Here is a 12,115-nt window from a genome sequence, read left to right as displayed (position 1 = left end):
TGCCACTACTATGACAATAAGATACCAGTTGCATCTGCTGGTTAATTATTTTTTTTGAAAAAACGTCAACGTAGGAGCGAGAGTTATCAGCTTCTTCAGTTATAAAGGTAGCATGGAAAAAAGTAAACAACAGCGCTATCATAAATAAATAAATTTCACCATTCATAAGCAACCACTTTGATTAACCATTTTTCCCGCTAACACCAAACACGGTACCTTTGAAATTCCATTTTTGTTGCGATTGATCAAACGTTATTTTATTTATAACCAGGCTGTTAAATCTTTGAAATATTGGGATGATAATTTCTGGGTTATAATTAAAATCAAAATTAAAATCAAAACATGAAAACTGGCGATCATACTTAACTTGATCTGTAGAACGAGGACCACAGCTATATACCGAAGTCAGGCTGACCGGCAACATGGTGTTATCAAAAATCAATTGCATCCTATCCGAAAGATCATTAATATTCTCTAACTTACTAATATCACCTATACCATCTCCAGCCAGGTGAAAAACTAACATCGCATTCTGCCGATTGACAATTTTAAGTTCGCCTTTGGCATTATCAATTGGTTGCATAACGCTTTTATTCAGATAATCACTGGAACCAAAATCTCGCTTAAGCATAAAAACAATATCATTTTTATCAGAAAAAACACTGTCTACTGATAAAAAGCCAGGAACAGAATAAGCCAGCCCATAATTTGAATATATTTTCTGTCGAAAAGCATTCACCAACTGTTCAGGAAGAAGAGCAGTACTACCAGGAAAAAAATTATGCTTATGTATGACTTTAGGCGTATTTTGAACAACGGGTTCAGGCGTTTTTTCTGCAAAAATGAATTTATAGGCAATGCCACTGGCAATGACAATAAATGCTAACGCCAGTAAATGCATTTTTTCAGGCTTAAACTTAACACCTTTTATCCTGATATTATTTTTTTTAGGAATATCTTCTAATTGAAAGTTCTCATTATGCTCAGAAAAATTCCATGAGACAGGATAAGAAGTTTTATTCCACTTTAAATCTCTAAGACTTGTTGTAAAACTTTCATGTGCCTCAGTCTCTCCCTCAACAACCTTATCAATAACGATGGTCCCTGAATCATCCTTACCAAATATGTACCAGTAATCCTCCTCAAGCCTCCAGACACCAAGAATTGATTCATCAAAACAGGGGGCCAGCATAGCAGGTAACACCAGCATGCCTGTTTTGTGCTCCATCGCAGAATCAGCAAGGCCATAGCAAATTCCACCGTCAGCAAGCTTAAAAGAACAATAGAGCGTGACACCTAATTGTTCAGCCTCCTCCCTGAAGGTTTGCTTAAACTCTTTTGCTGAATTGGCCAGATTCCAGATTAGATTAACCGCATATTTTTTTTTATTACAGGTTACGGTACCTGTTTCTTGTTTAAAAAACGCGCTCATATGTCCCTCAGAACTTTACTCAAGAACGTTTAAATAAAACCCTGAGTAAGTGACTAACTTAGCCAATTCTATTCTGCCTATTAACGTCAAAGTGAATTTTTCCGTTATAAAAAATACTACTTATCACCAAGACTTAATGCAGTTGGCTTAATACTAATAATGATAATTTCCTTACGTTTTTGTGCGCTACGACCACCACCTAACAATTTAAAATCTGGTGAACCCACACCCTGGTCACCATTATTAGTGTCATCATTTTTATATCCAGCAACCACCAATGTTTGATTATTATTCATCAAGCTTTGCTGCACGAAGGAGCGTTGATTAACGTTTGGTAATTGTATAACCTGATTGTCGACTTTAAACTCATCAAAACCGTTATTTTTACCCACTAACGACGACATATTAATTGCATACTGCATCAGAATTTTACCGTCATCCAGAATACGTGGTAAGACACTCAGTGAGTAACCAGAGTTAATTGTTGACACCTTCATGTTGGTTGAAGTCGTTTGATTAGTAGTAGTCGAACCAAGAGAAGAAACATAACCCCGTGTATTTGCCACAAGGAACGGCACCTGCTGACCAGACATAGTGGTAATATTAGCAGAATTAAGCACATCTACTTTACCCTGGCTATTCAGCATATTAAGAATAAAGGAAGAACCATTTGATGTTGTGCCCTGAAGACCGCCATCCTTTGCACCAGGGATAAAATTCATCGAGCCGCTAATTCTACCTTTCAATGCACTAAACATATCGGTCAGAGAGAAATTCCAGCTTGAATTTTCATCAAGAGTTAAATTATAAATAGTGACATTTACCGAAATTTCCTGACGCAGATGCTCATTCAGTTTATCAATGTACCTTTGGACGTTAGTCATGTTTTCCGGCGTAGTGCTTACCGTAATACTCGCTAATCCCTCAGCAACATTATATGAACCATTCTTATTTAAAATGACGCTCAGGTTTTTCTTGATATCATCCCAGATATTGGTTTCCAGCATTGCGGTAGTATTGTTAGTAGCCGCAGCACTGTTCGATCCGCTACTTGAACTACCGCCTCCGCCTGATCCATCCCCGCTTCCACCATTATCACTTCCACCGGCAGTCATACCAAGATTCAAAGAACTTTGGGATGTGAGTTTTACTGGCATAGTATTAATATTAAAAGTTTTCACTTCATAAGGAGAAAAGTAAATAATGCCATTAAGGTACTGCCATGAAATACCATAATAAGAAGATACCAACTTGAGAAAACCAGACAGCTTACCTTTATAGTCCACATCAAGACCTGGCAGGTTATCATATAAGTTCATTTGAGCCTGTGGTGAAACGGAATCAGAAATAATAGCATTCAATTTCTTAAACATTTCACCGTCGCCAGATGCTGAGGACGAGGCTGCATTCTCTGTTTTACCATCTGTAATGGAAACAGGTATTCCCGTAGCAGTGGTGATGAGTTTTGCAATATCTGCCAGTGTCATTTTTCTTGATGAATACAATTTAACGCCTTCGGCTTCGACCCTGACAGGTAAACTTTCCCCTTGCTTAACCATAAAAGATTTCATTCCAATATACACACCCTCTTTATACACTTTTACCATGCTAAAAGATTTTTGATATTGTACATTGGAAGAGGACTGATAGGCTTTATTAACAAAGTTGTTATCGTTATCAAGTTTCTTCGCATTTTGTTGATAAGTTGAAGCACATGCAGATAAAGATAAAACAAGGAGTATGGGTGCCTTTTTTTTAGACATCATAATAGCTCATTAAAATAAGGTAGATGGATAATTATTAGGAATAAACTTTCAAATGAAAATAAGACTTTATTTTTTCATACTAATATTTATAGTTTAAATTTATTGTCCCATTGATTTTTTTTACTTTGTTATTATTAAAACCATAGCCAGTTAACTCTGCAGCCAGGCTGTAACTGCCCGATTTCGCGCCAGAAAGCATTGAGAATGGCGAAAGGCTATACTCACCACCATAGGGTAAAGAAACAACATGATGCTCTATTTTTTTAATATCACCTGTTGCATTTGAAAGTGTTATTACCAATACTACGTATTTAATTTTTGCACCACGCCATGTAATTTTAACACTATCATCCTCTGAATTTACTGTTAAGTATGAATCTTTACTAATAATTCCATTCTTATAAGGCGTTAATGTTAAACCATAAATATCCGGATAGCCATTCTCTGAAGATTCATTTCTGGAAAAATAATCATACGCAGCAAAAATATAACTCTTCTGGGGTAAACCCCACTGTGCCAGATCGACTTTCCAGCCATTCCGCCAGCCATGAAAACTATTATCTGAATCATGATAGATCCCCCCCCAGTAACCTATTTCCTTCATTATTTCTCCTTTGCTTGCAGGGTCCATTTTTTTACCACCAGATAAAGTCAGCAAAAGAGAATACTTGTTACCAGACGAATCAGGTCTTTGACAATTTTCTTTTTTTACATATAAATCCATATCTTGTCCAAGCAGGCTGATTGAACTGGCACCAGTTAATATTTTATTTCTCAGAAATTCACTATCAATGCTGGCAATACAGTTATAGTTATAATTTAATTGATCGCCACCATTTATATTAATAAAATCCTTCGCCTGACCAATTATATTTGATATTTGAGCCGCAGCAGCTGAGTATGACAGCCGTCGTATATAGGAATGATAAAAAGACATCACACTGATAATAATCAAAGAGATAAATACAAAACAGATAGAAACTTCTATAATACTTAAGCCAGAATTGTGAAATTTATCATCAGCGATTTTATTAAAACGGAATTTAAGATTCTTTGATTCATTATTCATTCCATTTCCCACCAGATTGGTCATAACTGGTCTTATTTGAATATGTTATATTCGTTTAATTATAAAAATATTTATCGTGAATTCTTTTCACTTTCTTAACATAGTTGCCGGCCAGCACAGGATTGGCAGAATGGTAGCGTCCAACGGCTCGCCAGATATTACCATTCTCTTTTCTCAAATTAAGCGCCAGTATCCACGTTCCAATCTTAATATTAAGACAAGGGTCATTGACAATTTTATCATAAGCTTTTTCTTTGTCTCCATTAAAAAGCCCCTTACTGACAACGTTTAACCAGGCACGGTTATTAATCTGCATAACGCCTAAATCTTCAGAACCATTAGTATTTTTACTGATGGTGCCGGGTTGACCACCCTCAACATAGAGTATAGATGCAACAATATCCGCCGGCACATGATTTTGCGCACTGGCGCTCATCAGACAGACTGTTAAGGCATGAGTTGAAAGAACAGACATAAGCTAAATCCGATACATATTGCAGGCCCCATTGGGGTGAAACACGTTCCAGTTAACCGGTATGGAAGTGCATATGCGATAAATGTCAATGCGGTAAACAACAGTAATAACGGTATCATATTAATGCCTAACCAGGCACCGGCAGCTGTGATTAAAAGAATATCACCACCGGCAATAACATTTTCTTTTTTTATCAGTGACACTAATGCCATTGAAAATAATGTCATAGCAAAGCCACATAATGCACCATATATTTTATGGCTATAACTTATTTGATCCGGAACAAAATAAAAACCACCTATGATTAATGGAATCGTATATATATAGGGTATTATCTGCATCTTAATGTCTATATAAGATATTGAAAGAAATAAAAAAATAAGCAATGAAACAACCACACCCTGCTCTTTCATCTCTTTATATAAAATAACTGTTATCAGACCTGCAGCAGCTTCTATAAGCAGATGCTTCAGGGATATACGTGTTTTACAGCCGCCACACCTGCCTTTTGATAATAAATAACCAAACACCGGTAGCACATATAACGCTGATATTTGCTTACCACAATGTTCGCAGAATGATCTTGATAGTAAATCGGTGAAAACTAAATTTTCTTTCGTTGTAAATCGATAAGATATACACGCCAGCAAGCTTACAAACCCAGCAGACAAAAAGAAAACCATTGAATAAATAAATGTATTCATTGCCTAACTCAATTTAGTTTACAGAGGAAACGCGCAAAACCCTATTATTATCATAAAGTGAAATATATACAGGCGGCTGTAACTGACCAGTATAATTAAAAAGGTTATTTATCGCCGTTGAAAAATCGCCCGGAATGACGGCACTTGAAGTGATCATATAATCATCATTTGTTTCCCAGACAAGATTCCAACCCGCTTTTTTACTCCATAAATAAAGCGTTTCTTCCAGTGATTGACCTTTTTTTATTTCCCATGAAAACGGGTCGCCTGCAAATCTGTCTTTAGGCTGGCGCGTTAAATTAACCATACTATGATTACTTCTTGCACGTTGTATTCCGGACAAACTGTCGCTGGCAGACAATGACATCAGCGTATTATCCATACCGGCTGAGCAGACATTAAAAGATATTAATAGAGCAATTAAAAATTTTGCATATTTTACCATTTACATTCACTCCCCCTCAATAGTGATCCAGTTTCGCCAGAGTTTTGATAGGTTCTGTTTTATTATTTATAATATTTTATTTTGCGTATAAATTTCAGTGCTAAGCAACTCCAGTTTTCCACTACGAATCTTCGATCTCATGCCATCATCATTAATGAAAAGCATTTCCGCCCTCATTTCCCTGCTTCCTGGCACTTTTCCTTTAATCAATCTTTGATGTACAACTGCAATGAGTCCGTCAGCAATAATTGATCTTGCCAGCTCTTGTGAGCCCATGCCTGCTGCGGCTATTTGTTGTAATGCCATAATGGTACCTTGCAGCGAACCACCATGAATTGTTGTGAGAACAATATGCCCATTGACTGCTGCCCGGATAGCCTGGTTTGCCGACTCAGCCGACCTGATTTCACCCATCATGATATATTTCGGGTTATAACGCATGGCAGAAATCATTGCTTCACAGTAACCCCCGGCGTCAGCGGCGTTAACCTGATACCAAAGCCCTTTGACATCCGGTTCACCGTAAGTCGTCGCTACCGGGATCTCAGGCGGATCTTCAATACTGATGACGATATCACCACTTTCACTGACAAAATCGGTCATCAGAGAATACATTGAGGTTGATTTACCACTACCTGTTGCCCCCGAGAATATTACCAGGCCACTTTTTGTCCTCAATGACTGCAGCTGTTTTGCATGGGCTTCGCGATACCCCAGACTGTCAAATTTTGGTACCGGATACATCGGCCGACGTAAAAAGTAGTTTTCCCCGTTAACGGTAATAATGCGGGTAACCCTGAAAGGGACCTGTTCCCATGAATAGAAAAACTCATTATGTTCGATAGTTGTTAACTGTTTTTTTAATTCTATCAGACTTTCTGATAACTCACTTTCGCCACTCAATTGCACCACCGGTCTATCATAGCCAGTGACATGCCTGAAATAAATTCCTTCATCATGGGTGAATATTAAGTCAGAAAAAGTTATCTCGATAAGTTTTTTACTACCTAATTCCACGGCAGTTATCCTTGTTATCTTGTTTTTATTACATACTTTGAACTGAACTTGAAATCAACTGTTGCAGACTAAACATTCCGGCCACTATCCACATAAAAGTCAGTCCCATTGTCACAATAACTATATTTTTAAAAAACTCCATTTGATATCTTATATTCTCTACTGCTACTTCCAGCCATTGTGATGATAGCTCCGACAACATATGTTCAAAACCATCCAGCCCCGCATAAGCACGTAAATCAATAATAATTTCATCGCTCGGAAAACGCAGTTTTGTTTTAGCCAGTGCCTCCCCGATGTTAGACGCACCACCTAACAGCTCTGCATGTGTTTTCATCAATTTTTCTTTGTACCACGGGTTAGCATAACGGCTTAATATTTTAATTATTTCTGGTGTCGCTACACCCGCTTGTAACAATGCACAAAATGAAATCAAAAACTGACAGCCAATTACTGTTCGATAAGTTGTCCATATGGGGAAATAATCAAACTTTGTTCTTATCTTTCCGGTCCAGCGGCTCAATGATACAAGTATCATTAATATAATCATAATAACGCCAGCGATATAATACTTCATCTGGTACATAACAAATTGAGAAAGCTTCTCCATCTGCAAGCCTGTTCCAACCCAATGTGATACCGGAAGTATTTTCTCAAATGCAGGAACAACCCTGGTGCCAAAAATAGTAAGATAAAAAATAAGACATCCAAGAAGAACCACTGGATAAATTAAACCAAATAAGGACTTCTTAATTTCTTTTTTTGCCATCCCCATTTGGATTACATTATTAAGAGCATGACTCAGACGACCAGATATCTCACCAGAATGTACAACAGATATTTCTTCTTCACCTACCCAGTTTTTTAATGACTGGCTAAAGCTCATGCCGTTACGCATTCTCATCCGCCAGGAATTTATTGCAATTGCTTCAATTTTCTTTTTCTTCTTCCCTCCTGATGTAATATGCTCATATAATGTATCCAATGCTAATATTAAAGGAACACCATTATCTATAAATCGCGAAATTTTACTGTATATACGTTTTCTTTTACTGAATGAAAACGACATTCTGTTAGAAAATGCTTCTATATCTGACCAGCTTATCATAATAGATCCCGAAACTGATTATATTAATCAAGAAAATGATTTATCAAATAGGTTGCACGATTGTGATTTAAAACACCATTTCCTATTCGTAGTTTAGCATCATAGGGGTCAATGCAACCCTGAATGACTTTCAGCCAGCCATGTTCGTATATTGTCAGGCCCTTTATTTCTTCGGTCCAGTATTGATAGGCTTTTTCAATTTCATTTTCATAAATCAGGTCAAGAATTTTAAAGTCTGTTTTTATGATTTCAGCGACAACTACCCTTCCAGTATATCCTTTTGCACAACATGGGCATCCCTGCGCATTATTTACAAAAACTTTATCAATGACGCCATCATATTCACTTAATAAACCTTCATAACTGATACCATATCGTCCAGCCTGTGATGATTCAGTAAAAGGTATTTTGCATTTATCGCATAACCTTTTAACTAATCGCTGTGAAACAATACCCATCAATAATTTAGAATCGGTCAGTTTGTATTTTTCTACCCCCTGGTCACGTAATCTGCTTATCACCGCCATGGCGCTGTTAGCATGGATCGATGTCCACACCTGGTGCCCGGTCATTGCGGCGGTAAAAACCAGATTAATAACGGCAGCATCCCTGGCTTCTCCGGGCATGATGATATCCGGGTCAGAACGTAGCGCTGATACAATGGCTTTACTGTATGCCATACCGCGTTCTTCTTCCGTTTCAACGTTGGTTACCGGTAATTGTGTGGTACCTTCAATCTGGTACTCTGGCGGGTCTTCCACACTGATAATGTTTATCTTTCGTTCTTTATCTATATATATTTTTTCAAGAATAGCCTTCAGCGTAGTAGATTTACCAGAACCGGTCGGGCCGGCAATGATATTTACCCCTTCAGGTTCTCGCATCAGCTCAATCAGAATATCGACCTGCGCTTTATGGAACCCCATGCCCATCATATCAATTTCATTTTGATGTGACTTATTCGCATAGAGTAAGCGCGCTATCATATAGCGCCCGCCGGATGTTAATGGATTGAATTGCAGACGTAATGACTGCAACTCAGGAGGCATTTTCAGCCGTCCACCGTTGGTCACCCTTGCCGACTGATAAGCAAAAAGTTTGTAGGTTGCATCCGCATTGTCTGCCGCATTGTACAGTGTTGAGAGCAATGAATGAGCGGTTGTCGCATCAATTTCATTGATCTTCTGCATATCGCCATTAACCCTAAAAAAAATAGCAGCCTCGTACTCGCCAACCTCAATGTGTATATCACTGGCTCCAACCTGACAGGCATCTTTGAGCAACAAGGATGCGATCCTCTCCATTGGTTGCTCATCACGTAACTTTGTTTGTTCAGCCGTTTGCGTATTCTCATAAAGTCTTCTGATAAGCGACATATCAGTAAGATAGAGATTTTTTATTTCATAGCCTCGCCGGGTACATCCAGTGATATAAGTTCTCAGACTTAAATTATTCTTGCTGTTTTTCTCAATCAATACATCGCCGTCTGAGAACAACACACATATTTTTTTTAGTGCATCTGGAATTTTGTATTTTCTATCACTGGCAGATATAACTAATTTATCCTCCTGAAAAAATTTATGATATTCGTTTTCATTTATTATTTTTTCTTCATTAATTTCTGACATAAAGATCCCCGGCATTGACCACTACTAATCTAATTTATCCACATTTATCATATAGGTCAGCGGGGTAAATGGCCCGGTACCTTTTGGATAATCACCATGTGGATAGCTTTTATTGGCTAATGCAACAACCTGGATTGAACCGCCATAACCGATAAAGTCAATGGCTTTATAAATAATCACTGGTAATTGTTCATTGTAGCGCAGTGGAATGTCTTTTACCTGACTGAGGACTTTTCCTCCGGTATTTTTCTCCGTAAGAGTCAGGGAGAAAAGAGCCCCTTGATCAATCTTATCGCTACCTGCTTTTATTATTTTATAGGCAAATCCAGCTGGCGAGATTTTAACGCCTTTTCGTTTAGCATAAACATCCAGATAGCTTTGACTGCCAGTGCCAGCACTTGCTTGTGGAACGCGATTTTTTTCTAATTCATCGGAAATAGATTTATTATCATATGATAGCTTTTGCAGGTTGATTAGCATCACAATTTGATCATGCATCGATTCAATCTTGTCATTGAGATCATCAATCTGGCCTTGCAAATCTTTTTTCTGCGCACCGTCATTCTCATTATTTTTTCTGTTATTAACTTTATTATTAATTAACAATGTTTCTTTTTCCGGTTGCGCAGGTTGATTAACATTCCCTGGCTGTCTGCTGTCAATACTTTGCCCAGCTGCATTTACAGAAAAACCGTCATTTTTAGCAGACTCAGTACTTTCCGTTACGCTCTTTTTTTTTTCTTGCAGTACATCCTGACTATCATCGTCAGCCGGTGCTATGTTGGTTGAATCAGCACTTCTGGCTGTGTATAAATCATTATCACTGGTGGTTAGATTTAAATTATTACTTTGATAGCTGTCCAATTTAGACAGTAAGTTAAGTATTTTTTTATCGTTTTCTTTTTTTACATTACTTAAATTAATAGCATTTAATGTCGTTACCAGAGAATTATCGACACTATCTTTACTATAACAAAAGCCAGACATCCCGGCTGTCAGCAGGGTCATACATATCACACTTAGCCTAAATAACATCGTCGTAATGCTCCGGTTGTTATAAAATTCAGAATACGCCAAGTTGGTTCATATCATAAATATCACCATATGGTATTACTTCCAGTTTCGCATGACCGTTTTTTATCGCTATCACTTTGACATCATTTGTTATATAGTCACCACTCTTTATGATCCTGACACCTTTTCCTGATATAAACACTTTCGCCTTTTCCTGCTCTTTTCCAGATTTAAATGTTGATAACAGAAAAAGGTTCTTCAATTCTTTTTTACTTTTATCTATGGTAGTACTGTCATTGTCAAAGATATCATCTCTGTCTTTGATTCCCAGCTGATTCATCAGCTCTCTGTTCTTTAACCTTAATTTAAGATACTCACCTTCCCTTTGAATTCTTTGGAATTGCTTCAGTTCTTTTTCAAATCCTGCCGTATTTTCACTTGCAGATTGTAATGAAGCTTTCACTCCTTTTGTTGTTTTATTCATTTCATTAATATTCATGCTATTGCCGTGAGCATTGTAATTTTGCAATGCAAAAACACTACCTGAAAAGATCATCATTATAACTATAAGTATAATCCGCTTCACCATATCACCTATGTTCAAGAGATTGTTTGTATGCTGTAATATTAGAAATTTTGTACGTAGTTGCAAAGTTGAGTAACGCGCTCATCTTTATCACTCAGACTGGCAATCTTAATAAGTTCATGGTTGATGTTTTTATCCTCTTCACTGTCACTTTTATCTTCAAATACAGAACAGAATGGTAAGCGCATTATTTGTTTTACAATATTATCTCTTATAGGTTTTATCTCTACACCAGTTCTTACAAAGTGACTGAATCCTGGTAGTTTCTCAACATCAAAGATTTTTTGATTACTGGGATTTAGATTAACAAAAAAGTAGCCAGGGAAAATACTTTCCATTTTAAGCCTGTGCTTACCTTCTCTATCCTTTCTCTCTTTCTTCACACAAACTAACGGCGAAAAACTTGTTGCACCCATATATTCCAATGCCATTTGTACTTTAAGAAGATTTGTTTTTCCACGCTTATGACATGCCAGATACCATGAATACATAATCTTTTCCCTCCTCATAATATAGAGAATAATCGAACCTTAAGAATATTTTTAAAATTATGGATGGGTCTGCTGGGTTTTTATTCTGGCAAAGCTCCGCCATTTCTTTACCCACTGGCAAGATTTTGTAAAATTAATTTATATTAAAATATTTTCACGATCTTCTTTAGGTTTAACTAAAGTCGATACGTATTTTTCCAAGAACAATAAACATCTTTACAAACTTAATCAAGTAATGAGGTTTATTATCCTGGTTAAACACGATCAACTAATAGTAAAAATAGAAAATTCAGCAGGGAGGTATTCGCTTTTATTGGGCAGGATTATCGCTATACTTCAATTACTGCGTATAAAAAAACCTTTTATTATCAATACGTAGT

12 protein-coding genes are annotated in these 12,115 nt (G+C 37.1%); all 12 read right to left on the bottom strand.

What is annotated here, in order from left to right; genetic code table 11:
- Positions 1-181 precede the first annotated feature (181 nt).
- Positions 182-1,432: a type 4b pilus protein PilO2 gene (locus tag BL249_RS00740; RefSeq protein WP_099706510.1), complete on the bottom strand. Its 1,251-nt coding sequence runs from the start codon at positions 1,430-1,432 to the stop codon at positions 182-184.
- A 116-nt stretch (positions 1,433-1,548) separates the two neighbouring features.
- The gene (locus BL249_RS00735) at positions 1,549-3,198 is read right to left on the bottom strand and encodes a type II secretion system protein GspD (RefSeq protein ID WP_099706509.1); all 1,650 of its coding nucleotides are present in this window, start codon (positions 3,196-3,198) and stop codon (positions 1,549-1,551) included.
- Positions 3,199-3,277: 79 nt separating this feature from the next.
- Complete coding sequence (locus tag BL249_RS00730) at positions 3,278-4,267, bottom strand: hypothetical protein (protein WP_099706508.1); 990 nt, start codon at positions 4,265-4,267, stop codon at positions 3,278-3,280.
- 55 nt (positions 4,268-4,322) lie between these two features.
- Positions 4,323-4,742, bottom strand: coding sequence for a lytic transglycosylase domain-containing protein (locus tag BL249_RS00725; RefSeq protein ID WP_099706507.1), 420 nt, complete (start codon positions 4,740-4,742; stop codon positions 4,323-4,325).
- A complete protein-coding gene (locus tag BL249_RS00720) occupies positions 4,715-5,446 on the bottom strand; it encodes a prepilin peptidase (protein ID WP_099706506.1) in 732 nt (243 codons plus the stop codon). The genes BL249_RS00725 and BL249_RS00720 overlap by 28 nt, the downstream gene beginning before the upstream one ends.
- 13 nt (positions 5,447-5,459) lie before the next feature.
- Positions 5,460-5,891: a toxin co-regulated pilus biosynthesis Q family protein gene (locus BL249_RS00715; RefSeq protein ID WP_099706505.1), complete on the bottom strand. Its 432-nt coding sequence runs from the start codon at positions 5,889-5,891 to the stop codon at positions 5,460-5,462.
- Between the two features lie 66 nt (positions 5,892-5,957).
- Positions 5,958-6,908 (bottom strand): ATPase, T2SS/T4P/T4SS family, encoded by a 951-nt coding sequence (locus tag BL249_RS00710; RefSeq protein WP_099706504.1) that lies wholly within the window; start codon positions 6,906-6,908, stop codon positions 5,958-5,960.
- A 28-nt stretch (positions 6,909-6,936) separates the two neighbouring features.
- Positions 6,937-8,016 (bottom strand): type II secretion system F family protein, encoded by a 1,080-nt coding sequence (locus BL249_RS00705; protein WP_099706503.1) that lies wholly within the window; start codon positions 8,014-8,016, stop codon positions 6,937-6,939.
- Between the two features lie 23 nt (positions 8,017-8,039).
- Positions 8,040-9,644, bottom strand: coding sequence for a GspE/PulE family protein (locus tag BL249_RS00700; protein ID WP_158233106.1), 1,605 nt, complete (start codon positions 9,642-9,644; stop codon positions 8,040-8,042).
- Between the two features lie 24 nt (positions 9,645-9,668).
- Positions 9,669-10,652 carry a hypothetical protein gene (locus tag BL249_RS00695; RefSeq protein WP_099706501.1) on the bottom strand — a complete coding sequence of 328 codons (984 nt, stop codon included), beginning with the start codon at positions 10,650-10,652 and terminating at the stop codon, positions 9,669-9,671.
- A 55-nt stretch (positions 10,653-10,707) separates the two neighbouring features.
- A complete protein-coding gene (locus tag BL249_RS00690; RefSeq protein WP_143354797.1) occupies positions 10,708-11,157 on the bottom strand; it encodes a hypothetical protein in 450 nt (149 codons plus the stop codon).
- Between the two features lie 128 nt (positions 11,158-11,285).
- On the bottom strand, positions 11,286-11,735 hold the full coding sequence (locus BL249_RS00685; protein ID WP_158233105.1) for a transcription termination/antitermination NusG family protein: 450 nt from the start codon (positions 11,733-11,735) through the stop codon (positions 11,286-11,288).
- Positions 11,736-12,115 lie beyond the last annotated feature (380 nt).

Origin of the sequence: Erwinia sp. OLFS4 (assembly GCF_002752165.1) — a bacterium.
GTDB lineage: Bacteria > Pseudomonadota > Gammaproteobacteria > Enterobacterales > Enterobacteriaceae > Izhakiella.
This window is presented reverse-complemented; position numbering and strand designations above follow the sequence as displayed.

What these genes read in the sequence shown, in the direction of transcription:
- BL249_RS00725 (WP_099706507.1), bottom strand. Translation starts at nt 4,742, where the DNA reads ATGTCTGTTCTTTCAACTCATGCCTTAACAGTCTGTCTGATGAGCGCC.
- BL249_RS00690 (WP_143354797.1), bottom strand. Translation starts at nt 11,157, where the DNA reads ATGAATATTAATGAAATGAATAAAACAACAAAAGGAGTGAAAGCTTCA.
- BL249_RS00715 (WP_099706505.1), bottom strand. Translation starts at nt 5,891, where the DNA reads ATGGTAAAATATGCAAAATTTTTAATTGCTCTATTAATATCTTTTAAT.
- BL249_RS00740 (WP_099706510.1), bottom strand. Translation starts at nt 1,432, where the DNA reads ATGAGCGCGTTTTTTAAACAAGAAACAGGTACCGTAACCTGTAATAAA.
- BL249_RS00695 (WP_099706501.1), bottom strand. Translation starts at nt 10,652, where the DNA reads ATGACCCTGCTGACAGCCGGGATGTCTGGCTTTTGTTATAGTAAAGAT.
- BL249_RS00735 (WP_099706509.1), bottom strand. Translation starts at nt 3,198, where the DNA reads ATGATGTCTAAAAAAAAGGCACCCATACTCCTTGTTTTATCTTTATCT.
- BL249_RS00720 (WP_099706506.1), bottom strand. Translation starts at nt 5,446, where the DNA reads ATGAATACATTTATTTATTCAATGGTTTTCTTTTTGTCTGCTGGGTTT.
- BL249_RS00685 (WP_158233105.1), bottom strand. Translation starts at nt 11,735, where the DNA reads ATGTATTCATGGTATCTGGCATGTCATAAGCGTGGAAAAACAAATCTT.
- BL249_RS00730 (WP_099706508.1), bottom strand. Translation starts at nt 4,267, where the DNA reads ATGAATAATGAATCAAAGAATCTTAAATTCCGTTTTAATAAAATCGCT.
- BL249_RS00700 (WP_158233106.1), bottom strand. Translation starts at nt 9,644, where the DNA reads ATGTCAGAAATTAATGAAGAAAAAATAATAAATGAAAACGAATATCAT.
- BL249_RS00705 (WP_099706503.1), bottom strand. Translation starts at nt 8,016, where the DNA reads ATGATAAGCTGGTCAGATATAGAAGCATTTTCTAACAGAATGTCGTTT.